Source organism: Pantoea sp. sgz302252, assembly GCF_047713085.1.
Taxonomy (GTDB): Bacteria; Pseudomonadota; Gammaproteobacteria; order Enterobacterales; family Enterobacteriaceae; genus Scandinavium.
Genome location: NZ_JBLFJW010000003.1, coordinates 92,626 through 117,462, shown reverse-complemented (window position 1 = coordinate 117,462; position 24,837 = coordinate 92,626). Strand labels below are relative to the sequence as shown.

The 24,837-nt window shown below is 52.8% G+C and carries 23 protein-coding genes and 1 pseudogene; 14 read left to right on the top strand and 10 right to left on the bottom strand.

Annotated features, from left to right (window positions below; all coding sequences use genetic code 11):
* Positions 1-51 precede the first annotated feature (51 nt).
* Positions 52-231, top strand: a pseudogene (locus tag ACLW56_RS03710) (YkgJ family cysteine cluster protein); the annotation flags it as partial.
* Here the strand turns inward: ACLW56_RS03710 and setB are convergent.
* Positions 228-1,409 carry a sugar efflux transporter SetB gene (gene setB, locus ACLW56_RS03705; protein WP_330982476.1) on the bottom strand — a complete coding sequence of 394 codons (1,182 nt, stop codon included), beginning with the start codon at positions 1,407-1,409 and terminating at the stop codon, positions 228-230. The pseudogene ACLW56_RS03710 and the gene setB sit on opposite strands and share 4 nt — an antisense overlap.
* Positions 1,410-1,777: 368 nt before the next feature.
* Between setB and fruB the strand changes: the two genes are divergently transcribed.
* The 3 genes from fruB to fruA are packed head-to-tail and all read left to right on the top strand — an operon-like array spanning position 1,778 to position 5,548.
* Positions 1,778-2,908 carry a fused PTS fructose transporter subunit IIA/HPr protein gene (gene fruB, locus ACLW56_RS03700; RefSeq protein WP_330982475.1) on the top strand — a complete coding sequence of 377 codons (1,131 nt, stop codon included), beginning with the start codon at positions 1,778-1,780 and terminating at the stop codon, positions 2,906-2,908.
* Complete coding sequence (gene fruK / locus ACLW56_RS03695; protein ID WP_330982474.1) at positions 2,908-3,846, top strand: 1-phosphofructokinase; 939 nt, start codon at positions 2,908-2,910, stop codon at positions 3,844-3,846. Before fruB ends, fruK begins: the two co-directional genes overlap by 1 nt.
* A gap of 16 nt (positions 3,847-3,862) precedes the next feature.
* Entirely contained in the window at positions 3,863-5,548 is a 1,686-nt protein-coding gene (fruA, locus tag ACLW56_RS03690; protein ID WP_330982473.1) for a PTS fructose transporter subunit IIBC, read from the top strand.
* A 208-nt stretch (positions 5,549-5,756) separates the two neighbouring features.
* Here the strand turns inward: fruA and nfo are convergent, their stop codons facing one another.
* From nfo to ACLW56_RS03660, 6 genes are all read right to left on the bottom strand, one after another.
* A complete protein-coding gene (gene nfo / locus ACLW56_RS03685; RefSeq protein ID WP_330982472.1) occupies positions 5,757-6,614 on the bottom strand; it encodes a deoxyribonuclease IV in 858 nt (285 codons plus the stop codon).
* A 75-nt stretch (positions 6,615-6,689) separates the two neighbouring features.
* On the bottom strand, positions 6,690-6,893 hold the full coding sequence (locus tag ACLW56_RS03680) for a hypothetical protein (RefSeq protein WP_330982471.1): 204 nt from the start codon (positions 6,891-6,893) through the stop codon (positions 6,690-6,692).
* Between the two features lie 286 nt (positions 6,894-7,179).
* Positions 7,180-7,371, bottom strand: coding sequence for a hypothetical protein (locus tag ACLW56_RS03675; protein WP_330982470.1), 192 nt, complete (start codon positions 7,369-7,371; stop codon positions 7,180-7,182).
* Positions 7,372-7,630: 259 nt separating this feature from the next.
* Positions 7,631-8,356, bottom strand: a complete 726-nt coding sequence (locus ACLW56_RS03670; protein WP_330982469.1) for a hypothetical protein — start codon at positions 8,354-8,356, stop codon at positions 7,631-7,633.
* A gap of 172 nt (positions 8,357-8,528) precedes the next feature.
* Positions 8,529-9,008, bottom strand: a complete 480-nt coding sequence (locus tag ACLW56_RS03665; protein ID WP_330982468.1) for an Hcp family type VI secretion system effector — start codon at positions 9,006-9,008, stop codon at positions 8,529-8,531.
* Between the two features lie 142 nt (positions 9,009-9,150).
* Complete coding sequence (locus ACLW56_RS03660) at positions 9,151-10,200, bottom strand: YeiH family protein (protein WP_330982467.1); 1,050 nt, start codon at positions 10,198-10,200, stop codon at positions 9,151-9,153.
* 163 nt (positions 10,201-10,363) lie between these two features.
* Here ACLW56_RS03660 and yieE point away from each other — a divergent pair, with 163 nt between their 5' ends.
* A complete protein-coding gene (gene yieE, locus ACLW56_RS03655) occupies positions 10,364-11,236 on the top strand; it encodes a DNA-binding transcriptional regulator YeiE (protein ID WP_330982466.1) in 873 nt (290 codons plus the stop codon).
* Here yieE and ACLW56_RS03650 read toward each other — a convergent pair.
* Both ACLW56_RS03650 and ACLW56_RS03645 read right to left on the bottom strand, forming a co-directional pair.
* The gene (locus ACLW56_RS03650; RefSeq protein WP_330982465.1) at positions 11,233-11,724 is read right to left on the bottom strand and encodes a hypothetical protein; all 492 of its coding nucleotides are present in this window, start codon (positions 11,722-11,724) and stop codon (positions 11,233-11,235) included. The genes yieE and ACLW56_RS03650 overlap by 4 nt on opposite strands.
* Positions 11,721-12,191 (bottom strand): hypothetical protein, encoded by a 471-nt coding sequence (locus ACLW56_RS03645; RefSeq protein WP_330982464.1) that lies wholly within the window; start codon positions 12,189-12,191, stop codon positions 11,721-11,723. Before ACLW56_RS03645 ends, ACLW56_RS03650 begins: the two co-directional genes overlap by 4 nt.
* 199 nt (positions 12,192-12,390) lie before the next feature.
* Here ACLW56_RS03645 and lysP point away from each other — a divergent pair, with 199 nt between their 5' ends.
* Both lysP and cirA read left to right on the top strand, forming a co-directional pair.
* A complete protein-coding gene (lysP, locus tag ACLW56_RS03640; RefSeq protein WP_330982463.1) occupies positions 12,391-13,860 on the top strand; it encodes a lysine-specific permease in 1,470 nt (489 codons plus the stop codon).
* Positions 13,861-14,150: 290 nt separating this feature from the next.
* Positions 14,151-16,115 (top strand): catecholate siderophore receptor CirA, encoded by a 1,965-nt coding sequence (gene cirA, locus ACLW56_RS03635; RefSeq protein WP_330982462.1) that lies wholly within the window; start codon positions 14,151-14,153, stop codon positions 16,113-16,115.
* A 74-nt stretch (positions 16,116-16,189) separates the two neighbouring features.
* Here the strand turns inward: cirA and fghA are convergent, their stop codons facing one another.
* Complete coding sequence (gene fghA / locus ACLW56_RS03630; RefSeq protein ID WP_330982461.1) at positions 16,190-17,026, bottom strand: S-formylglutathione hydrolase; 837 nt, start codon at positions 17,024-17,026, stop codon at positions 16,190-16,192.
* A gap of 138 nt (positions 17,027-17,164) precedes the next feature.
* Between fghA and ACLW56_RS03625 the strand changes: the two genes are divergently transcribed.
* The 7 genes from ACLW56_RS03625 (at position 17,165) to mglC (ending at position 24,802) form a co-directional block, all read left to right on the top strand.
* Positions 17,165-17,764, top strand: coding sequence for a YbfB/YjiJ family MFS transporter (locus ACLW56_RS03625; protein WP_330982460.1), 600 nt, complete (start codon positions 17,165-17,167; stop codon positions 17,762-17,764).
* 103 nt (positions 17,765-17,867) lie between these two features.
* Positions 17,868-18,533 (top strand): GTP cyclohydrolase I FolE, encoded by a 666-nt coding sequence (gene folE, locus ACLW56_RS03620; RefSeq protein ID WP_330982459.1) that lies wholly within the window; start codon positions 17,868-17,870, stop codon positions 18,531-18,533.
* A gap of 20 nt (positions 18,534-18,553) precedes the next feature.
* Positions 18,554-19,711: a DUF418 domain-containing protein YeiB gene (gene yeiB, locus ACLW56_RS03615; protein WP_330982458.1), complete on the top strand. Its 1,158-nt coding sequence runs from the start codon at positions 18,554-18,556 to the stop codon at positions 19,709-19,711.
* Between the two features lie 155 nt (positions 19,712-19,866).
* Entirely contained in the window at positions 19,867-20,889 is a 1,023-nt protein-coding gene (gene galS / locus ACLW56_RS03610; protein ID WP_330982457.1) for an HTH-type transcriptional regulator GalS, read from the top strand.
* 287 nt (positions 20,890-21,176) lie between these two features.
* Positions 21,177-22,175, top strand: coding sequence for a galactose/glucose ABC transporter substrate-binding protein MglB (gene mglB / locus ACLW56_RS03605; protein ID WP_330982456.1), 999 nt, complete (start codon positions 21,177-21,179; stop codon positions 22,173-22,175).
* 80 nt (positions 22,176-22,255) lie between these two features.
* Positions 22,256-23,776: a galactose/methyl galactoside ABC transporter ATP-binding protein MglA gene (gene mglA, locus ACLW56_RS03600; RefSeq protein WP_330982455.1), complete on the top strand. Its 1,521-nt coding sequence runs from the start codon at positions 22,256-22,258 to the stop codon at positions 23,774-23,776.
* 15 nt (positions 23,777-23,791) lie between these two features.
* Positions 23,792-24,802, top strand: a complete 1,011-nt coding sequence (gene mglC / locus ACLW56_RS03595; protein ID WP_330982454.1) for a galactose/methyl galactoside ABC transporter permease MglC — start codon at positions 23,792-23,794, stop codon at positions 24,800-24,802.
* Positions 24,803-24,837 lie beyond the last annotated feature (35 nt).

The following is a 24,837-nucleotide window of genomic DNA, read 5'->3' as shown; positions in this document are numbered from 1 at the left end:
GCTAACCCATAGACGAAGCTTGCATTTTAAACGGTGAATAAGGATGTGTTAGGCAAGCCTGCCAATACGCCCTGTGTGCAGCTTGATGCTCAACAGCGCTGCAAGATTTTTGGCTCACCGCTGCGTCCAAAAGTGTGCGCCGGGCTGAAGCCTTCCTTCGAGATGTGCTCCACCAGCCGTGAACTGGCGATGACTTACCTTATTCACCTGGAAGCCCTTACCGCACCTTAAACGTCTTTAATTTTTAACAGGCCAATGGCGCTCAGCACGCACATCACCAGAGCAATCCAGAATACCGCATGATAGCTCCAGATTTCTGCCACAACGCCTGCCATTGAACCGGCGATTATCCAACCCACACGAGTCGTGTTGCTGTAAAGCGTGGTGGCGGCTCCGGCCTGGCCTGGCATCAAATCCTGAAAATAGAGCATGCCAATCCCGGCGAGGATCCCGATATAGATAGCGTTCAGCAGCTGCATTGCCAGCAGCAGAGCCGGGGAATGGACGGTGAGCATGCCGGCATAAAACAGCACGCCAGCGACCACGGCGATACGCATCAGGAAGCGCTTGCCAAAGCGCTTTGCGTAGTAACCGGCTATCAGCATGGTAGGGATTTCGAGCCCCGCAGCGGTGCCCATCATCACGCCGGCCAGTTTCTCCGGCAGATGCAATTCACTGATAATAAACAGCGGCATATTGATGATGTACAGGCTGTTGGTGCCCCACATCAGGGTGCAAATACCGAACAGCAATAGCGCATCGCGGCGGTTGGTGCGCGGCGCTTCAATATGCGTACCGGCTGCTGGGCGTGCTTTCAGCATGCTCGGCAGGAACATCCAGACAATGACCGCACACACAATGTAGGCTGCTGCTGCGGACAGATACATCGCGGTAAAACCAAACCCCATTGCCAGCGCATAGGCAATGGGCGGGCCAATCACCCAGGCCAGAGAAACCTGAGCACGCAGGATGGAGCTGAACATGACGGCTTCGCGCCCTGTTTTATCCGCATGCTCACGCGCCAGCGCAAACATTTGTGGGTTTGATGTCGAGCCGAAGCTGCTCAGAAAGACGCCGATAAACAGCAGGACGAAATAGTTACGGTTCCAGGCGAACAGCACGCAGGCCAGCATGCCTAAGAAGCAGCAGAAGACGATGAGCTTTTTTCTGTCGCCCTGCCTGTCGGAACGCCCTGCCAAAAACTGGCTGACCAGAATGCCGATCACCGCACTGCCGGTAAAGAAGAACCCCACCATCGCCGGGCGGACGTGAACCTCTTCGGTCAGAAACAAGCTCAGCGTGGGCGTCTGCAATGCGCCGGCAATTCCGGTGAGGAAAGCGACGAGCAGAAAAGCGGAGGACGTCAGGTCAAATCCCCTACGAGGGGCGGCAGCGGTCGTGTTCAGCATGTTGGGTTATCAGAGGATCAGCAAGACGCAGGAGTTTACGCTGACTGTCAGAAAATAAACAGGGAGTGCGTCAAGTTAGACACGAAAAATCAAAATGGCATTTCACTCCTGAAATACCCGGCGCTGAAGGTGGCTGAACGAAGCGCTGAAACGCGTTTTGAGCTTCAGCAAATGTGGCGAGAATGATAATAAAATGTGCAGTAGGTCTAAATTCTTACATCAGAAAACCAACTTTGCTTGCAGATTAATCAAGGCTGACACAGACTTCTTGAAACGTTTCAGCGTCGTTCTGAAGTCAGTCCGCCTCAGGGTGGCGCATTTTTTCTCACCATGGCTGAAACGATTCAATTCAGCGAGAGAGGAGATCCATGTTCCAGTTATCAGCTCAGGATATTCATCCTGGCCAACAGGCCGGGAATAAAGAAGAGGCCATTCGCCAGATAGCGTCAGCGCTGGTGAATGCCGGTAATGTCGCCGGAGGTTACGTCGACGGAATGCTGGCTCGCGAGCAGCAAACCTCCACGTTTCTTGGCAACGGCATTGCCATTCCCCATGGCACCACCGACACCCGCGACCAGGTGCTGAAAACCGGCGTTCAGGTTTATCAGTTCCCACAGGGCGTGAGCTGGGGCGAAGGCCAGACGGCATACGTCGCTATTGGTATCGCCGCCAGTTCTGACGAACACCTTGGTTTGCTGCGTCAGCTGACTCATGTACTGAGCGACGACAGCGTGGCGGAACAGCTGAAAAGCGCGACCACAGCGGAAGAGCTGCGTGCGCTGCTGATGGGTGAAAAACAGAGCGAAGCGCTGAAACTTGATAACGAGACGCTGTCGCTGGATGTCGCGGCGACGGATCTGGTGACGCTGCAGGCACTGAACGCCGCGCGCCTGAAAGAAGCCGGTGCTGCTGATGCGGCTTTTGTGGCTCACGTCATTAATGACAAGCCGCTGAACCTGGGGCAGGGCATCTGGCTGAACGACAGTGCTGAAGGCAACCTGAAAAGCGCGGTTGCTGTCAGCCGTGCTGCGGCACCCTTTGCCGTTGACGGCCAGTCGGCTGCACTGCTGGTGACTGTTGCCATGGCCGATGAACAGCCGACTTCGGTCCTTAATCGCCTGAGTGCGTTGCTGCTGGATAACAAAGCTGAACGTCTGCTGAACGCGGACGCGGCGACGCTGCTTGCGTTGCTGACCAGCGATGAAGCCCCAGCGGAAGATGTACTGAGCGCCGAGTTTGTGGTGCGTAACGAACACGGTCTGCATGCTCGTCCGGGCACCATGCTGGTGAACACTATCAAACAATTCAACAGCGACATTACCGTTACCAACCTCGACGGCAGCGGTAAACCTGCCAATGGGCGTAGCCTGATGAAAGTCGTCGCGCTGGGTGTGAAGAAAGGCCATCGTCTGCGTTTCACCGCTCAGGGTGAAGATGCGCAGGTGGCACTGAATGCCATCGGTGAAGCCATCGCCGCCGGTCTTGGGGAGGGCGCATAATGAGCAGACGTGTTGCTACTATTACCTTAAACCCGGCCTACGATCTCGTCGGTTTCACGCCAGAAGTTGAACGGGGTGAAGTGAACCTGGTTCGCACCACCGGCCTGCACGCCGCGGGCAAAGGCATTAACGTCGCCAAAGTGCTCAAAGATTTGGGCATTGATGTCACCGTGGGTGGCTTCCTGGGGAAAGACAACCAGGACGGTTTTCAGCAGCTCTTCAGCGAGCTTGGCATTGCCAACCGTTTCCAGGTCGTCCAGGGCCGTACCCGTATTAACGTCAAGCTGACGGAAAAAGACGGCGAAGTGACCGATTTTAACTTCTCCGGTTTTGAAGTGACGGCAAATGACTGGGAGCGTTTCGTCAACGATTCCCTCACCTGGTTAGGGCAGTTCGACATGGTCTGCGTGAGTGGCAGTTTGCCCGCAGGCGTGAGTCCGGAAGCGTTCACCGACTGGATGACTCGCCTGCGTAGCCAGTGCCCTTGCATCATTTTCGACAGCAGCCGTGAAGCGCTTGTTGCTGGTCTGAAAGCGGCGCCATGGCTGGTGAAGCCAAACCGTCGCGAGCTGGAAATCTGGGCAGGCCGTAAGTTGCCAGAGATGAAAGACGTGATTGAAGCAGCGCACGCTCTGCGTGAGCAAGGAATCGCCCACGTGGTGATTTCACTGGGGGCTGAAGGCGCACTGTGGGTCAACGCTTCCGGTGAATGGATTGCCAGGCCGCCGTCAGTGGAAGTTGTCAGCACAGTGGGTGCCGGTGATTCCATGGTCGGCGGTCTGATTTACGGCCTGTTGATGCGTGAATCCAGTGAACACACTTTACGTCTGGCGACCGCGGTAGCTGCACTGGCCGTCAGTCAGAGTAACGTAGGGATTACCGATCGTACCCAGTTGGCCGCGATGATGGCGCGCGTTGACTTACAACCCTTCAATTAACAGCAGGAGAGGCATAATGAAAACGCTGCTGATTATCGACTCCGGACTCGGACAGGCGCGCGCCTATATGGCGAAAACCCTGCTGGGGGCGGCGGCCCAAAAGGCCCATTTAGAGATTATCGACAACCCGAACGATGCTGAACTGGCTATCGTGTTGGGTTCTGCGCTGCCTGCTGACAGCGCGCTGAACGGCAAGCAGGTTTACCTCGGCGACGTGAACCGCGCCGTGGCACACCCGGAGCTGTTCCTGAGTGAGGCAAAATCCCACGCCGAACCGTATGCGACCCCAGCGGCGCTGGTTCCGGTAGCAAAAAGCGGTGCTAAACGCATTGTTGCCGTTACCGCTTGTCCAACGGGCGTGGCGCATACCTTTATGGCGGCTGAAGCCATCGAAACCGAAGCGAAAAAACGCGGCTGGTGGGTAAAAGTAGAAACGCGTGGCTCTGTTGGTGCAGGCAACGCCATAACGCCGGAAGAAGTGGCTGAGGCCGATCTGGTTATCGTTGCGGCGGATATCGAAGTGGACCTGGCGAAATTTGCCGGTAAACCGATGTATCGCACTTCAACTGGTCTGGCGCTGAAGAAAACCGCCCAGGAACTGGATAAGGCCGTTGTTGAAGCTCAGCCTTATCAGCCTTCTGGCAACGTTCAGTCGGCGAGCAAAGATACCGGTAAGAAAGGCGGGGCGTACAGCCACCTGCTGACCGGCGTTTCTTATATGCTGCCGATGGTGGTGGCGGGCGGTCTGTGTATCGCACTGTCTTTTGCGTTCGGGATTACGGCCTTTAAAGAAGAGGGCACATTGGCGGCTGCGCTGATGCAAATCGGTGGCGGTTCCGCGTTCGCTCTGATGGTGCCAGTGCTGGCAGGGTATATCGCGTTCTCTATCGCGGACCGTCCTGGTCTGACGCCGGGTCTTATCGGCGGTATGCTTGCAGTGAGCACCGGCTCTGGCTTTATCGGCGGGATCATCGCCGGTTTCCTCGCGGGTTATGTCGCGAAAATGATCAGCACCAAAGTGAAGCTGCCGCCAAGTATGGAAGCGCTGAAACCGATCCTGATAATCCCGCTGCTTTCCAGCCTGATTGTAGGCCTGGCGATGATCTACCTGATCGGTAAACCTGTTGCGGGCATTCTGGCGGGTCTGACTCACTGGCTGCAAACCATGGGCACGGCGAACGCGGTTCTGTTGGGGGCAATCCTTGGCGGGATGATGTGTACCGATATGGGCGGGCCGGTGAACAAGGCGGCGTATGCCTTCGGCGTGGGTCTGCTGAGCACACAAACTTATGCACCGATGGCGGCAATTATGGCGGCCGGAATGGTGCCACCGCTGGCGCTGGGTCTGGCAACGATTGTTGCACGTAATAAGTTTGATAAAGCGCAGCGTGAAGGCGGCAAAGCGGCGCTGGTGCTGGGGCTGTGCTTCATCACCGAAGGGGCGATTCCTTTCGCAGCCCGTGATCCAATGCGTGTTCTGCCTTGCTGTATCGTCGGTGGCGCTGTTACCGGTGCTATCTCCATGGCGATCGGCGCAAAACTGATGGCTCCACACGGTGGTCTGTTCGTTCTGCTGATCCCTGGCGCTATCACGCCAGTACTGGGTTACCTGATGGCGATTATCGCCGGTACGCTGGTAGCGGGTCTCTCTTATGCGGTGCTGAAACGCCCTGAAGCAGAGGTTGTTGCGAAAGCGGCTTAATTCAGACGCGATAAAAAAGGGCCGACTATTCGGCCCTTGAGACTGATGACAAACCTCTAACGAATGCAGTTTTGTCATTAGTGATTGAACAAGAAATAGGGAAAATCAATTTATTGATTTTCGGCTGATAGCCACAAAGAAGGAAAAACCACGCTTTTTCCTTCTTTGTCAGCAATCAGAAGGGCCGAATAGTCGGCCCTTTTTCTTTTTATGCAGCGGCAACTTCTGTTTGCTGCGCCTTCAGCCAGGCAATTTCTTCCGCCCAGATATCCGGATTGATGGTTTCCAGAATCAGCGGGATGCCGTCGAAGCGGTTGTCCTGCATTATCCAGCGGAAAGCATCATGTCCGATGTTGCCTTCTCCCAGACTGTGGTGACGGTCGACACGGCTGCCAAAGGTACTTTTGGCATCGTTCAGGTGCATGCCGCGCAGGTAATCAAAGCCCACGATACGTTCGAAATCGGCAAAGGTTTTTTCACAAGCTTCGGCGGTGCGTAAGTCGTAACCCGCCGCAAAAGCGTGGCAGGTATCGATGCAGACACCGACGCGAGATTTGTCTTCCACGCCGTCGATAATGGCCGCCAGATGTTCAAATTCGAAGCCCAGATTACTTCCCTGACCTGCCGTGTTTTCGATAACGGCAACCACGCCTTCTGTCTGCGAAAGTGCGATGTTGATTGACTCCGCAATACGCGCCAGGCATTCATCAATTGGGATTTGCATCAGGTGGCTACCCGGGTGGAAGTTCAGCAGCGACAGCCCAAGCTGTTCGCAACGCTGCATCTCATCCAGAAACGCCTCGCGGGATTTTTCCAGCGCGTCGGCGACAGGGTGACCCAGGTTAATCAGGTAGCTATCGTGGGGCAGAATTTGCGCCGAGCTGAAGTGGTATTTTTCACAAGCCGCTTTGAAGTCGTCAATCACGTCGCTGGTGAGCGGGGCGGCGCGCCACTGGCGCTGGTTCCTGGTGAACAGGGCAAACGCGGTGGCACCGATTTCCGCTGCACGGATAGCAGCATTTGCCACGCCGCCGGAAGCGCTGACATGGGCTCCGATGTATTTCATAAAGGGACTCCTGTTAACCCAAAATGATAATGATAACGCGTTAACGGAATTTTTACGCCCCCCGATATGGCGTCCTTAGTCATCCGACGGCTTCCAGGCTTTCTCTTTGCACACCTCTTTGGTTTTGGCATAGTGACTGCCGGATGAGACGACGCTGGTGGAATCGCATTTGTAGTAGTCGGTGCCGAGGGGGTAGAAGGAGATGACGATTGAAAGCAGAATACCGATGATTAATGCAGCCCAGGCATAGACGATGACGGGAATCATCAATTTATTCATAAATGCGAATGTTTTTTTTCTGAATGGCAGAAGTACACAAAACAGACATAGCTCAGCAAAGATCATTGACGGGAATTCTAGCAGTATAGGAATTATTTTAGGATCGTAAAAAAAATAGTCTTCCCTGTTTATAATTTTCTCAATGGTGGTGACGTCCGTAGCAGTATCTATAATAATCGCCGCCAAAGACACAATACCGATTATAGTGTAAATATATCCTTTGACTTTTTCTGTTTTTTTCATACACACGATATCCCTATATTTTCAATAACAGCCGACATGATTATCAATTCTCAGACGGCTTCCAGGCTTTCTCTTTGCACATCTCTTTGGTTTTGGCATAGTGACTGCCGGATGAGACGACGCTGGTGGAATCGCATTTGTAGTAGTCGGTGCCGAGGGGGTAGAAGGAGATGACGATTGAAAGCAGAATACCGATGATTAATGCAGCCCAGGCATAGACGATGACGGGAATCATCAATTTCCCCATAAACGCGAATGTTCTTTTTTTGTAGGGGAGAAATACAAAAAGCAAACAAATCTCCACAAAAATTCCTGCAGGGATGGCTAACAGCAAAGGGATAGATTTAGGGTCGTAAAGGATATAATCATCTCTATTAATAATCTCTTTAACACTTGCCATACCTGTTTCATAAGAAAAAATTATTGCACCTGTCAGAGCTATCATCAAAATAAGAGCACAAATATACCCTCTAATCATTATCCAGTTCATAATGTTAATAGAGTCCATTGTTCGGGTTGAAAATAAAGGAGTTGTCGTTCTTAATGTTCCACTCCATGACTTTTTGTTGCTGTAGCATTCCCTCTTTAATGCTCTCAATTAATTGGTCGGATAAATGAAATCTTTTATCTATGTAATACAATGTTCGTGTAATTATGAACCCTATAAAAACAACGAGAATGATTGTGGCTGAAATAGGTAAAACAACACTGGTTGCACCAAGAACCAAAGATGTTACTGTAAATGCTATTTTCGTCACAAAGATCGAGACGATCACTTTCGCTACATCCATGCTAATATTGCCGATAAACGTCGCCACATCGTGTTCGGATGAAAAGATAAACTCCGCAACGCGCTGAGCGGCTGAGAAATAAACACACCACCGAGCGCCGCTCAGGATCGCCATGTTGAGGCCCGTTTTTCCGATCCCAAGTTCGAGAATTTTAGGATGATTGACGGCATAGCGGGTGCCATTCAGGATCCTGCGCACGGAAGGATACCCAGTTATTTTTATGTAGGCCACTCCCTTATGCATATAAGGTTGTGCTTTAATACCCATGCCTTTAAATCTAAATATCAGCTTATCAACCTCCCGGTAACTGACCAGCTTAAATATATTACTGACACCGGATGCCATGTCTTTAATCGTGCCAGCATACGTCGTGCCTTTGTCGTAAAGCTCATTCACCACAGCATAGGCCTCATTCGTGGTCAGCAGCATAATATGCTCTGTATTTTTATGCAGAAATTCTTCAAGTCGTAGCGTATCCAGCAAATACGGATGCTAAGGAATTAGCTGGTTAACGGGCACGTTGCCACGTAACGTATCGCCAAGATAATCTTCCCAGCCGGGCGTCTGATTATATAATCTGTTCATTGTTTTTCCTTAAACCTTAAAATATACGATCGCTCCATAAACTGTATGCGCTGGTTCCGGCGGTGCAATGTTCCCAACTGATTGACTCATAGGTTAGCTCAATCGACTCTTCCGCTTGCCCGTCGCTGTCATCAATGGCGTGAGGGATGTGAAGATGGATCCCGGCTATATGCGCATGGGGGAGTTTGATTTTGTAGTAGCATTCGTTCAAACCGGACCGGTTGGTGCGCCAGAAGCTAAATTCACAGTTGAGGCTCTCGTTTTCCGAAATGGATTTTCCGAGTAAAGGGGATGATTTATCTAAGGGTTTTACCAACGTGAGCGACTGATGATTGACATTTTGTTGACGCGTGATGCCATGAGAAAGGCTCATCACCATTATCTGGTCTGCATGAGCCAGTTGCGCTTTATTACCGATAGAATCCAGAGAAGAACATCCGGCAGAGAGCAGTCCTTGCTGCTCTCCGTTCAGCGTCAGATAAACAAGATTCGCCATAATAATCCCTTACCGTCGTGATAAAAAACTGCCCGCCTTCAAGTGAAAGCGGGCAGTTCAACATGATTATCAGCAGAGCAATGTGAGCGGAAAATCAAACAGCGACAATTCAGAATTTATAAATATTCATCTGCTGAATTACTCAGGCAAAGACGGTGTGCACCAGCAGGTTGATGGCCCCACCGCCAATAATAAGCCACACGAATAATACCAGCGCCATCAGCAGAGGTTTTGCGCCTGCTTTTTTCAGCGCGCTGACGTGCGTAGTCAAGCCCAGAGCAGCCATTGCCATCGCCAGCAGAACGGTATCCAGTGTGACCAGCATATCGACGACTGCTTTTGGTAACAGGTGGAACGAGTTGAAAATGGCGACCATGATAAACAGGATGGCAAACCACGGGATGGTGATTTTGCTTTTCTCACCGTTTCCGGCTGGAGCCAGTTGCTTAACCCGAGCCGCCAGAATCAGCAGGAACGGAGCCAGCATCATCACGCGCAGCATTTTGGCGATAACCGCGGCATTCTCAGCATCCGGGCTAACGGCATGTCCCGCAGCCACAACCTGCGCCACTTCATGCATGGTTGACCCCATATAAATGCCGTACGTTTCAGGGCTGAACCAGTGCGCCAGCAGAGGGTACATGGCTGGGTAGAGGAAAATCGCAAGGGTGCCGAAAATCACCACCGTGGCAACCGCAACCGTCACTTTGCTGGATTCCGCTTTTACTACCGGCTCCGTTGCTAACACTGCTGCGGCCCCGCAGATACTGCTGCCCGCGCCAATCAGCCAACTGGTGTGTTTATCCAGACCAAACACTTTTTGCCCCAGCAAGGTCGCCAGCATAAAGGTGCTGGTGAGCGTCAGCACATCAATGGCGATGCCGCTGATCCCCACGTCCGCAATTTGCGAAAACGTCAGACGAAAGCCATAAAGAATGATACCCAGTCGCAGCAAATGCTGTTTGGCAAACAGCACACCGCCGTCGCAGCGCTGCCAGATTTTGGGGTAAACCGTGTTGCCGATAACCATCCCCAACAGGATTGCCAGCGTCAGGGCGCTAAAGCCCGCACCAGAAATCGCCGGAAAACTGCCAGCCCATAACGCGATACCGGTGATCAACGCGCTCAGCGCCAGACCGGGAATGAAGTGCCACAGCGAGTGGCGATGCGTCGTGAGAGTGAGTGCTGTCATAACCTTCTCCTTTATCTGGGCTAAAGGTTACGCCGGGCTGGTTTAAAGATAAAATAGATTATATATTTATAATTAATCTGAATAAGTGGTATATCCGTCATACTTCGGGCCGCAGGGCTTTGGTCTGTCGCTCGATTTATCCAGGGTATCAATGAGGAGTCCCATGCATATCACCCTACGGCAACTGGAAGTGTTCGCCGAAGTCCTGAAGAGTGGCTCGACCACCCAGGCCTCGCAGATGCTGGCGCTTTCGCAGTCGGCGGTCAGCGCGGCGCTCACCGATCTTGAAGGGCAGTTGGGCGTTCAGCTGTTTGATCGCGTCGGTAAACGGCTGGTGGTTAACGAGCATGGGCGGCTGCTGTACCCGCGCGCGTTGGCGACGCTGGAGCAGGCCACGGAAATCGAGCAGTTGTTCCGCGAAGACAACGGCGCTATCCGTGTGTTTGCCAGCAGCACTATTGGCAATTACATCCTGCCGGAAGTGATCGCCCGCTACCGCCGGGATTTCCCTGCTTTGCCACTCGAACTGAGCGTAGGCAATAGTCAGGATGTGATTAACGCCGTCAGCGATTTCCGGGTCGATATCGGGCTGATTGAAGGCCCGTGTCATTCGGCGGACATCATCGCCGAGCCGTGGCTGGAAGATGAGCTGGTGGTGTTTGCCGCACCGGGTTCCTCTTTATTAGAAGGGGAGGTGACGCTAGCACGTCTCGCCGCGGCGCAGTGGATCTTGCGAGAGAAAGGTTCCGGTACCCGCGAGCTGGTCGATTATCTGCTGCTTTCCCATCTCCCTGAATTTCGTCTCGGTATGGAATTAGGCAATTCCGAAGCCATTAAACATGCCGTTCGTCATGGGCTTGGCATTAGCTGTCTTTCACGCAGAGTGATTGCCGAGCAGCTCGACAGCGGCACGCTGGTTGAAGTGCAAGTCCCGCTCCCACGCCTGACGCGCATGCTCTGGCGGATCCACCATCGGCAGAAACACCTCTCAAATGCGTTGCAGCGTTTTCTGCGCTATTGCAACAGTGAATCTTAGCGTGAAAGGAAATGGACAGGCGCCAGGCCATGTTGAACGCAGATCTCGGGAGATTTGGCGAAATAGGTGCCGCTTAAAGGAAAGGGTTCCCAACAGCGAACGTATCTGTCCGGGCTGAACGTCGTGAAATGAAGATAGAAAAGGGAAGTGTTAGCCACCACTAGCATCACCAACGTTGTTGAGGTGAGAAATCCCAGAACACTGTTTTCGTAGCGGAAGTTTTTTTGCCGAAAATACATCTGCTTATTCCATAGCCATATTACCGCAATCAGCGCGGGTCCGAAGCAAACGAAATTAGCCTTCAGTATATTTTCCACCCAGAAATCGGGGGCCGCGTTAAGGTGGAGCAGAGGAGCGTAGTCAGCCAGAAACCAGAATGAACAGAGGCAGGTGGATAAATAAATCAGCATCAGGAAAAAGTGCGTCAACTTTTCACCTCGTTCGGATTGCCAAAAGCTGGGTTTGGCCGCAGGTAATTTTTTCCTCATCGCTGGCTTCCACGTTTGTCCGGAGAGGGACGGGTAATTTCCCGGTCGAAATGTCGACACCAGTCGCTGTCTTTGACATACATTGTGGTGACACCGCGACCACGCTGGACGCAAACGCCGAAATCTGGATTTTTGGCATAAAAGTGTAGGGTCACTGATTGCAGGATGCAGGCTGAAATTGACCAGACTGGAGTGAGAACCAAACAGCTGACAAGCATAATGTTAAGAATGAGGCTGGAATAATTACTGTTCAGCTCACTCAGCACCATGATAAGTATCAGCAATGGGCCTAAGAACAATCCACCGGCAAGAATGCCGCCCATATCATCGGTAATGTAATCTGGCTTATAGAGCCAGCTTTCGACGATATCGATACTTTGATGAAGCCCCCCGACGAAGACAGGAACACCAAAGCTGGCCACGACAGCCAGCCGGGTGAGCATACCTGGTTTACGTTTTCTCTTCACTGAGTCCACCCTCAAATTTCCGTGTGCGCTATTTTCTGCCTTCGAAACGAAAATCTGCGCTACATTTTGTGCGTACCCAGCTTTACTTATAATCCGCGAGCCATCATGAAGCTCTCTTATAACTGCGCATTTCCACCGGATGGAACGGTGATCGTCTGCTAGAATTGCGCCTCATTTTTTGGATGGACAGCATTTTTATATGGTTTCCGAAACTAAAACCACAGAAGCGCCCGCGCTGCGTCGCGAACTCAAGGCGCGTCACCTGACGATGATCGCCATTGGCGGCTCAATCGGTACAGGGTTATTTGTTGCCTCCGGGGCAACCATTTCACAGGCGGGCCCTGGCGGCGCTCTGCTTTCTTATATGCTTATCGGTCTGATGGTTTACTTCCTGATGACAAGCCTCGGCGAACTGGCGGCTTATATGCCGGTATCCGGTTCATTTGCGACCTACGGTCAGAACTATGTCGAAGAAGGCTTTGGTTTCGCGCTCGGCTGGAACTACTGGTACAACTGGGCTGTGACCATCGCGGTTGACCTCGTTGCTGCACAGTTGGTCATGAACTACTGGTTCCCGGACACCCCAGGCTGGATCTGGAGCGCACTGTTCCTCGGCATCATGTTCCTGCTGAACTGGATCTCCGTTAAAGGCTTCGGCGAAGCGGAATACTGGTTCTCGCTGATCAAAGTGACCACCGTCATTATCTTTATCATCGTCGGCGTGATGATGATTTTCGGTATCTTCAAAGGCGCACAGCCAGTGGGCTGGAGCAACTGGACAACCGGCGATGCGCCGTTTGCCGGGGGCTTTGCGGCGATGATTGGCGTGGCGATGATTGTCGGCTTCTCCTTCCAGGGCACTGAACTTATCGGTATCGCTGCGGGTGAATCTGAAGATCCAGAGAAGAACATTCCTCGCGCGGTGCGTCAGGTGTTCTGGCGTATCCTGCTGTTCTATGTGTTCGCTATCCTGATTATCAGCCTGATCATTCCTTACACCGATCCGAGCCTGCTGCGTAATGACGTGAAAGATATCTCCGTCAGCCCGTTCACGCTGGTCTTCCAGCACGCCGGTCTGCTGTCTGCGGCAGCGGTGATGAACGCCGTAATCCTGACTGCGGTTCTGTCTGCGGGTAACTCCGGGATGTATGCGTCCACACGTATGCTGTACACCCTGGCCTGTGACGGCAAAGCGCCACGTATTTTCTCCAAACTGTCGAAAGGCGGCGTGCCACGTAACGCGCTGTATGCCACCACGGTTATCGCCGGGCTGTGCTTCCTGACCTCCATGTTTGGCAACCAGACCGTTTACCTGTGGCTGCTTAACACGTCCGGTATGACGGGCTTTATCGCCTGGCTGGGCATTGCCATCAGTCATTATCGTTTCCGTCGTGGTTACGTGATGCAAGGGCACGACATTAACGATTTGCCATACCGCTCTGGTTTCTTCCCGTTAGGGCCAATCTTCGCGTTCGTGCTGTGCCTGATTATCACGCTCGGTCAGAACTATGAAGCCTTCCTGAAAGACACCATCGACTGGGGCGGCGTAGCGGCAACCTATATTGGTATTCCGCTGTTCCTCGCCATCTGGTTTGGCTACAAAATTGCGAAGGGCACCCATTTCGTGCGTTACAGCGAAATGCGCTTCCCGGAACGCTTCAAGAAGTAATCATCAGAAGTTTTCTGCCCAAACCCTCCCATCGTGGAGGGTTTTTTCTTTGTGTGATCCGTTGTTTCTGCTGACACACATGGTCACAATTAAATTGATAATTGTTATCATTCTCTTTATCATCCTCATACTTTCAGGATGAAGCCACTCCCCCGCATCTTGTCCGAGGACGCTCCGGACCAGGGTGACCAGCCACATCTCTTTTGACTCAGATACGTTGACGCGCGTCGCATCAGGCGGGCGAGAGACGGTGAGCTTTTTTTGTAGTTTTTACCTCATGGAGAATGGAAATGTTCAGGTTGAATCCCATCGTTCGGGGCGGGTTGTGCGCGTCCGTATTCACACTGGCGACGCCAGTCCTTGCCGCTAATGACAGTGAAACGCTGGTGGTTACCGCAGCGGCCACGGAGCAAAGCGTGAAGGACGCGCCAGCCAGTATCAGCGTGATTACCCAGCAGGATCTGCAGCGTCGCCCGGTACAGAATCTGAAAGATGTCCTCCAGGATGTGCCTGGTGTGCAACTCACCAACGAAGGCGATAACCGCAAAGGCGTGAGTCTGCGCGGTCTGGACAGCAGCTACACCCTGATTCTGGTGGATGGCAAACGCGTCAATTCCCGCAATGCCGTTTTCCGTCATAACGACTTTGACCTGAACTGGATCCCGGTGGATGCCATCGAGCGAATTGAAGTGGTGCGCGGCCCGATGTCCTCGCTTTACGGCTCTGATGCGCTCGGTGGCGTGGTGAACATCATCACCAAAAAGATTGGCCAGAAATGGCATGGTTCCGTCACGGCAGATACCACCCTTCAGGAACACCGCGATCGTGGCGACACCTATAACGGCCAGTTCTTCACCAGTGGTCCACTGGTTGATGGCGTGCTGGGCATGAAAGCTTATGGCAATTTGTCTAAGCGCGAAAAAGACGAACAGCAAGCTTCCTCCACGTCTGCCACCGGCGAATCTCCACGTATCGAAGGGTTTACCAGCCGCGATGCGAACGTCGAATTTGCCTGGACGCCAAACGACAATCACGACTTCACCGCGGGCTATGGCTTCGACAGGCAGGACAGGGATTCCGACTCGCTCGACAAAAACCGTCTTGAGCGCCAGAACTACTCGCTCAGCCACAATGGGCGCTGGGATGTCGGCAACAGTGAGCTGAAGTTCTACGGCGAAAAAGTGGATAACAAAAACCCGGAGCAGGCCGGGGTGATCACTTCTGAAAGCAACTCCATCGACGGTAAATATGTTCTGCCGTTGAGCCCCATCAATCAGCTGCTGACGCTGGGCGGTGAATGGCGTCACGACAAGCTTGAAGATCCGGTGAATTTAAAAGGCAGCGGTAACACCTCAGCCAGCCAGTACGCGCTGTTTATTGAAGACGAATGGCGGATTTTTGAGCCGCTGGCGCTGACCACCGGCGTACGTATGGATGACCATGAAACCTACGGTGACCACTGGAGCCCGCGTGCCTATCTGGTCTATAACGCGACCGATACCGTCACGGTCAAAGGTGGCTGGGCAAACGCTTTTAAAGCCCCGTCCTTATTGCAGCTTAGCCCGGACTGGACAACAGGTTCCTGTCGCGGCGCTTGTGAAATCGTCGGTAGCCCGGATCTGAAACCGGAAACCAGCGAAAGCTATGAGCTGGGGCTCTATTACGCGGGTGAAGAAGGCTGGCTGGAAGGCGTGCAGGGCAGTATTACGACTTTCCAGAACAACGTTGACGATCGTATCAGCATCAGCCGTACCGCCAATGTTAATCAGGTGAAAGACTACCCGAACTATGTTGGTCTAAACGCCGATGGCGAGCCGATTTTCCGTTATTACAACGTCAATAAAGCACGCATTCGCGGGGTTGAAACCGAGCTGAAAGTGCCGCTGGCGGAAGACTGGAAAGTGACGCTGAATTACACCTACAACGACGGGCGTGACCTGAGTAACGGCGGCAATAAACCGCTGTCCGAACTGCCGTTCCATACCGCGAATGGCGTCGTGGACTGGCAGGCGACGCAAGACTGGTCGTTCTATGTGCAGGCCAATTATTCTGGTGAGAAACGCGCCATTGCCACCGGGGGTGCAACGCCGGGCGGTTACGTTATCTGGAATGCGGGCGGTGGCTGGCAGGCGACGAAAAACGTCAAACTGCGCGCCGGGGTGATGAACCTGACGGATAAAGATCTGAGCCGCGACGACTACAGCTACAACGAAGATGGGCGCCGTTACTTTATGGCTGTTGATTATAAGTTCTGATAGAGCCTGGGGTTTACTCCCCTCGCCCCGTGGGAGAGGGGTTGGGGGAGAGGGCATCAGGCCGCACGAAAGCATTACTTCATCAAATGCTGCGCATGGAAGCGCAGATGATCTTCGATAAAGGACGCAATAAACCAATAGCTGTGATCAAATCCGGACTGAATGCGCAGCGTCAGCGGCCAGTTTTTCTGGCGGGCGGCTTCGGCCAGCACGGCGGGCTGTAATTGATCCGCCAGGAACTGATCGCTATCCCCCTGATCAATCAGCGTAGGGATCGCATTATCCACATCGCTGTTCAGCATCAGGGCGCAGCTGTCCCACGCTTGCCAGGTTTTTTGATCTTCACCCAGATAAGCCGTAAACGCTTTTTGCCCCCACGGAACACGACATGGGTTCACAATCGGCGCAAATGCAGACACGCTGGTATAGCGGCCTGGATTTTTCAGCGCCAGCACTAACGCCCCGTGTCCACCCATGGAATGGCCTGAAATCGCACAGCGATCAGCCACGCTGAACTGTTGCTGAATCAGCTTTGGCAGTTCGTCGGTTAGGTAATCATACATGCGGTAATGTGCGGCCCACGGCGCTTGTATCGCGTTCAGGTAGAAACCTGCGCCTTTGCCCAAATCATAGGCTTCATCATCAGCCACATTCTCACCACGTGGGCTGGTATCTGGCATCACCAGCACAATACCGAGTTCGGCGGCAACGCGCTGTGCTCCGGCTTTGGTCGCAAAGTTTTCGTCGGTGCAGGTTAAGCCTGACAGCCAGTACAGCACCGGCGGCGGGGTGTTTTCCCGTGGCGGTGGCAGAAAGATGCTGAACGTCATGGCGCAGTTCAGCGTGCTGGAGTCGTGCCGCCAGCGTTGCTGCCAGCCTTCAAAACAACGGTGCTCTTCGAGCAGTTCCATGCATGGCTCCCTGATAAATGATTGAAAATGACCTGTTTCATCATACAGATCATCGGCGGCGATGAGTAACTTTCACTTCCGCATTGTGTTTACATACTGCATCATAAACACAACCTTACATTAACACTTGAGGCGAATATGGCGCTACGCACCGCGCTGAGTGGTTTTGTCATGCTGGTGGTGGCGATGGGGATAGGGCGCTTTGCCTTTACGCCTCAGGTGCCGCTGATGATGGCTGAAGGCCAACTGACGCTGACCACCGCCGGGCTGGTGGCGGCCATGAATTACCTGGGCTATCTGGTAGGAGCCTGGGACGCCATGCGTGCCAGCCGTCGGGTGGAAGGGCGTTTGTTCGCAGGCATTGCCGGAGCCGTCATAGTAACGCTGCTTTCTGCCTGGGCCGATAACGCCTGGCTCCACGGCTTGTTGCGATTCGTGATTGGCTGCATGAGCGGCCTGGTGATTGGCGCGTTGCTGGTGGGCGGCGGTTTTCTGTGTGCGGTACAGCTTTCACTGCTGTATGGGCGCGAACTGGCACCGCAGCATACTCGTTACATGGCGGGGTTATTGACCACGGGATACGCCATCGGTCAGCTTGTCGGGCCGGTGACTTCGGCGCTATCAACCTGGCTAACGCAACGTTTGGAACCGGCGCTGGGCGTAGCGGCTATCGCGCTATTCATTGGCGGCGCGCTGGTCTGGCGTTCTCAGCATGAAAGGTTAAGCCAATTTCAATAATTATCGCCGTGAATACTGGATTCTGTGCGCGGCCTCACGCACAATGAGTGCTCACTTTGCCCTCAGAGAGCGAAGGTTGCCACACCTGCAGGAGATACCCTAAATGCCATCATTGAGTAAAGAAGCCGCCCTGGTTCATGAAGCGCTGTTGGCGCGTGGTCTGGAAACACCGCTGCGTCCTCCCGTTGATATGGACAAAGAAACTCGTAAGCACCTGATTGCCGGTCATATGACCGAAATTATGCAGCTCCTGAATCTTGACCTCAGCGATGACAGCCTGACTGAAACGCCACATCGCATCGCAAAAATGTATGTGGATGAAATCTTCTCCGGCCTGGATTACGCCAACTTCCCGAAAATCACCGTCATTGAAAACAAAATGAAGGTAGATGAGATGGTGACCGTGCGTGATATCTCGATGACCAGCACCTGTGAGCACCATTTCGTGACTATCGATGGTAAAGCGACCGTCGCGTATATCCCGAAAGACACCGTTATTGGCCTGTCGAAAATCAACCGTATCGTGCAGTTCTTCGCTCAGCGCCCACAGGTGCAAGAGCGTTTGACTCAGCAAATCCTCGTGGCGCTGCAAACGCTGCTGGACACCAACAATGTGGCTGTTTCCATTGATGCGGTGCATTACTGCGTCAAAGCGCGCGGCATTCGTGATGCGACCAGTGCGACCACCACCACCTCGCTCGGTGGCCTGTTCAAATCAAGCCAGAATACCCGCCAGGAGTTTCTGCGCGCGGTTCGTCATCACAACTGATTAGCTAAAGCAGGAACCTTATGGAGCGAAACGTCACGCTGGATTTTGTTCGCGGCGTTGCCATTCTGGGGATCCTGCTTCTCAATATCTCCGCCTTTGGTTTGCCGAAGGCAGCCTATCTTAACCCGGCCTGGTATGGCGCAATCACCGAACGCGATGCCTGGACATGGGCAATCCTCGACCTGTTCGCTCAGGTAAAATTTCTGACCCTCTTTGCGCTGTTGTTTGGTGCCGGTTTACAGCTGTTACTGCCGCGCGGCAAGCGCTGGATACAATCTCGGTTGTCTCTTCTGGCGCTGCTCGGTTTTTGCCATGGCTTGTTGTTTTGGGATGGCGACATCCTGCTGGCGTACTCGCTCGTTGGGCTGGTGTGCTGGCGAATGGTGCGTGAAGCGCACAGTGCAAAATCGATGTTTAACACCGGCGTTGTGCTGTATCTGATTGGCATCGCGGTGCTGGTTTTTCTTGGACTGATTTCTGGCGATGCACCAAACCGTTCGTGGGTGCCGGATGCAGCGAACCTGCAATACGAGCAGTACTGGAAGCTGAAGGGCGGTTTTGAAGCTATCAGCAACCGGGCAGATATGCTGTCTGACAGCCTGCTGGCATTAGGCGCGCAATACGGCTGGCAACTGGCAGGCATGATGTTAATGGGGGCCGCGCTGATGCGCAGCGGTTGGCTGAAAGGGCAGTTCAGCTTGTCACATTATCGCCGCACCGGTGCGCTGCTGATTGCGCTTGGCCTGATGATTAACGTGCCTGCGATAGTGGCTCAATGGCATCTGGACTGGTCCTATCGCTGGTGTGCGTTCCTGTTACAGGCCCCAAGAGAGTTGGGCGCACCGTTACAGGCTATCGGTTATGCTGCACTGGCCTATGGTTTCTGGCCGCAGATTTGCGCATCTCGTCTGGTGGGAGCCGTGGCGTGTGTGGGCCGCATGGCACTTTCCAATTACCTGCTGCAAACCCTCATCTGCACCACGCTGTTTTATCATCTTGATCTGTTTATGAAATTTGACCGCTTCCAGCTGTTGGCCTTCGTCCCGGCTATTTGGTTGGTGAATGTATTGCTCTCCGTCTTCTGGCTGCGTTATTTCCGCCAGGGGCCAATGGAATGGCTGTGGCGGCAGTTAACCGCACGGGCTGCAGGGGTATCCATTTCTAAAACATCCAGATAACGATCTGGATCACAATCATTAACAAAACGGATGTAACCGTTTCCATCCTTGTGAGCTTCTTCACGTAGTCCTTCCCGACTCGCTGCCAGAATAGCCTCCTTGCTCAACACAGGGGGTGACTGTGAGTTGCTGCCATTTTCAACAGGACGGTGGTTATGATCACCATTCGTGATGTGGCCCGCCATGCGGGTGTTTCCGTCGCGACCATTTCCCGCGTGCTGAATAACAGCCCGCTTGTCAGTCCTGAAACTCGTGAACGGGTGATGAAAGCCGTTTCGGAGCTGGGTTATCGGCCCAACGCCAACGCCCAGGCGCTTGCCACTCAGGTCAGCGACACCATCGGCGTGGTGGTGATGGATGTCTCGGACGCCTTTTTCGGCGCCCTGGTCAAAGCGGTCGATACCGTTGCTCAGCAGTTTCAGAAAAACGTACTGATTGGCAACAGCTACCACGAGGCAGAGAAGGAGCGAAACGCGATTGAGGTGCTGATTCGCCAGCGCTGTAATGCGTTAATCGTGCATTCCAAAGCATTAAGCGATGCCGAGCTTGCGGAGTTTCTCGACCAGATCCCGGGGATGGTGTTAATCAACCGCATTGTGCCGGGTTATGAATACCGCTGTGTCGGGCTGGATAACGTCAGCGGCGCGATGATGGCGACGCGCATGTTGCTCAATCAGGGGCATACGCGTGTCGGCTATCTTGGCTCCAGTCACGGAATCGAAGACAACCAAATGCGTCAGGAAGGATGGCTGCGTGCGTTGAGCGAGCAGGGCATTGCTGCGCCCGAAGCATGGGTGGGCACAGGCTCGCCAGATTTGCAGGGTGGCGAAGCGGCGATGGTGGAGTTGCTCGGGCGAAATCAGGGGCTTACGGCGGTGTTTGCCTACAACGACAACATGGCGGCCGGGGCGCTGACGGCGCTGAAAGACAACGGCATTGCGGTGCCGCAGCATCTCTCATTGATTGGTTTTGATGATATCCCGATTGCGCGTTATACCGATCCGCAGCTCACGACGGTACGTTATCCCATCGTTTCAATGGCTAAACTGGCTACAGAGCTGGCGTTGATGGGGGCGGCCGGGAAGCTTGATAGCAGCGCAACTCACTGTTTTATGCCGACGCTGGTGCGCCGTCATTCGGTGGCGCTGAAGCAATCTGTGGGGTCGATCACTAACTGATAATGTGCCGTGATGTAACCGCTTTCAATTTGTGAGTAAATTCACAGTATATTAACATTCGCCTGACTATGATGTCAGCGTTTGTAAGGCTGAAATGCTATGTAACGGTGATTAATCAGTTTTTATATGGCAATAAAGCGCTAAGCAATCAATTTTACGCTCGTCTGGATCGTTACCGAACACGGAAGAGGATTTTTTTAGAATGTTAACTTCGGCGGTCAGTAACTTTTCTTTAACGTTTTGCCCGCCACGATAAGCTACCCTGCATAAAAATAACCGGAGATACCATGAATAAGAAGGTGTTAACCCTGTCCGCTGTGATGTCTTGCATGTTGTTTGGCGCGGCTGCTCATGCAGCAGATACCCGTATCGGCGTAACTATCTATAAATACGACGATAACTTCATGTCTGTGGTGCGTAAAGCGATCGAGAAAGACGGCAAAGCCTCCCCAGATGTTCAGCTGCTGATGAATGACTCGCAGAACGACCAGTCCAAACAGAACGACCAGATCGACGTCCTGCTGGCGAAGGGCGTAAAAGCTCTGGCTATCAACCTCGTTGACCCGGCTGCGGCAGGCACCGTCATCGAAAAAGCACGTGGTCAGAACGTGCCGGTGGTGTTCTTCAACAAAGAGCCATCCCGCAAAGCGCTGGACAGCTATGACAAAGCCTTCTACGTCGGTACTGACTCCAAAGAGTCCGGTATCATCCAGGGCGACCTGATTGCGAAACACTGGAAAGCGAACCCAAATTGGGATCTGAACAAAGACGGCCAGATTCAGTTCGTGCTGCTGAAAGGCGAGCCAGGCCATCCGGATGCTGAAGCTCGTACCACCTACGTTATCAAAGAGCTGAACGACAAAGGCTTCAAAACTCAGCAGCTGCAGCTGGATACCGCGATGTGGGATACCGCTCAGGCTAAAGACAAAATGGACGCGTGGCTCTCTGGCCCGAACGCTAACAAAATCGAAGTGGTTATCGCCAACAACGATGCGATGGCAATGGGTGCAGTAGAAGCGCTGAAAGCCCACAACAAAACCAGCATTCCTGTGTTTGGTGTGGATGCGCTGCCAGAAGCTCTGGCTCTGGTGAAATCTGGCGCAATGGCGGGCACCGTGCTGAACGATGCGAACAACCAGGCGAAAGCAACGTTTGATCTGGCGAAAAACCTGGCTGACGGCAAAGAAGCCGCTGCGGGCACCAACTGGAAAATCGAGAACAAAATTGTTCGCGTTCCTTACGTAGGTGTTGATCAGGACAACCTGTCTCAGTTCATCGGTAAGTAATTTTTTAATACGACGTCATTGAAATATCTCCCGTGCTGGACGGTCAGCACGGGAAAACATTCGCGCAGCCAGGGTTAACTATGGTCAGCAATAAAACAGAATCGTCAGGCGAATTCTTGTTGGAAATGAGCAGTATCAACAAGTCATTTCCCGGCGTTAAAGCGCTCGATAATGTTAATTTGAAAGTTCGTCCTCACTCTATCCATGCCTTAATGGGGGAGAACGGAGCGGGCAAATCGACATTATTAAAATGTTTGTTTGGGATCTACCAAAAAGATTCCGGTAGCATTATTTTTCAGGGAAAAGAGATCGACTTCCATTCTGCGAAAGAAGCCCTTGAGAATGGTATTTCTATGGTGCACCAGGAACTTAACCTGGTTCTCCAGCGTTCAGTCATGGACAACATGTGGTTGGGGCGTTACCCGACCAAAGGCGTGTTTGTTGACCAGGACAAAATGTATAACGACACCAGGGCGATATTCGATGAATTAGATATCGATATCGACCCGCGTGCGCGTGTAGGCACATTATCTGTATCACAAATGCAGATGATTGAAATTGCCAAAGCATTTTCCTATGACGCCAAAATTGTGATTATGGATGAGCCCACTTCTTCCTTAACGGAAAAAGAAGTGAACCATCTGTTCAAAATTATTCGCAAGCTGAAAGAACGCGGCTGCGGTATTGTTTATATTTCCCACAAAATGGAAGAAATCTTCCAGCTGTGTGATGAAATCACCATCCTGCGTGACGGTCAGTGGATTGCCACTCAGCCGCTGGAAGGTCTGGACATGGACAAGATCATCGCCATGATGGTCGGCCGTTCATTGACCCAGCGCTTCCCGGAAAAACACAACACGCCGGGTGAAACCATTCTTGAAGTGCGTAACCTGACTTCTCTGCGCCAGCCGTCTATTCGCGATGTCTCCTTTGACCTGCGTAAAGGCGAGATCCTCGGTATTGCCGGGCTGGTCGGGGCGAAGCGTACAGATATCGTGGAAACGCTGTTCGGCATCCGTGAAAAATCCAGCGGCACCATTATGCTGCACGGTAAAAAAATTAATAACCACAGTGCTAACGAAGCGATTAACCATGGTTTTGCCCTGGTTACGGAAGAGCGTCGTTCCACCGGCATTTACGCTTATCTGGATATCGGCTTTAACTCGCTTATCTCCAATATTAAGAAATATAAAGGTAAAACCGGGCTGCTGGATAATTCCCGCATGAAGAGTGATACCCAATGGGTTATTGACTCAATGCGTGTAAAAACGCCTGGCCATCGTACTCAGATTGGATCACTGTCGGGCGGTAACCAGCAAAAGGTTATTATCGGCCGTTGGTTGTTAACCCAACCTGAAATATTAATGCTGGATGAACCGACGCGTGGGATTGACGTAGGTGCCAAGTTTGAAATTTATCAGTTGATAGCAGAACTGGCGAAAAGAGAGAAAGGGATCATCATCATCTCCTCCGAGATGCCTGAACTGCTGGGTATTACTGACCGTATTCTGGTTATGAGTAATGGTCAGGTTGCTGGCATTGTTGATACTAAAACGACCACGCAGAACGAAATTTTACGTCTTGCGTCTTTGCACCTTTAAGATCAGGGGCTCCTCATGAGTGCGTTAAATAAGAAAAGTTTTCTCACTTATCTGAAAGAAGGCGGAATTTACGTCGTTCTTTTAGTGTTACTGGCCATTATTATTTTCCAGGACCCCACGTTCTTAAGTCTGCTGAACTTGAGTAACATCCTGACTCAGTCTTCCGTTCGTATCATTATCGCACTGGGTGTTGCGGGGCTTATCGTGACGCAAGGGACAGACCTGTCCGCCGGGCGTCAGGTTGGTCTGGCGGCGGTTATCGCCGCAACGCTGCTGCAATCCGTGGATAACGCCAACAAGGTGTTCCCGGATCTGGCCACCCTGCCTATCCCACTGGTCCTGCTGATCGTCTGTGCTATCGGCGCGGTCATTGGCCTGGTCAACGGCATCATCATCGCTTACCTGAACGTGACACCGTTTATCACCACCTTGGGTACGATGATCATCGTTTACGGTATCAACTCCCTGTATTACGACTTCGTGGGCGCTTCCCCGGTGTCGGGTTTTGATTCCCACTTCTCGACGTTCACGCAAGGATTTATCGCGCTGGGCAGTTTCCGCTTGTCCTACATCACCTTCTACGCGTTGATTGCGACGGTCTTTGTCTGGGTCCTGTGGAACAAAACGCGCTTCGGTAAAAACATCTTCGCTATCGGCGGTAACCCGGAAGCGGCGCGTGTTTCAGGCGTTAACGTCGCCCTGAACCTGCTGATGATTTATGCGCTGTCTGGTGTGTTCTATGCCTTCGGCGGGATGCTGGAAGCGGGGCGTATCGGCTCGGCAACCAACAACCTCGGCTTTATGTACGAACTGGATGCGATTGCGGCCTGTGTGGTGGGTGGCGTGTCGTTCAGCGGCGGTGTCGGGACCGTTATCGGCGTAGTGACCGGTGTTATCATCTTCACCGTTATCAACTACGGCCTGACCTACATCGGCGTGAACCCGTACTGGCAATATATTATCAAGGGCGCAATCATCATCTTCGCTGTCGCACTTGATTCTCTGAAGTATGCCCGTAAGAAGTAATCTACCGCGTAGCAGCGACAAAACCCGCCGGAGAA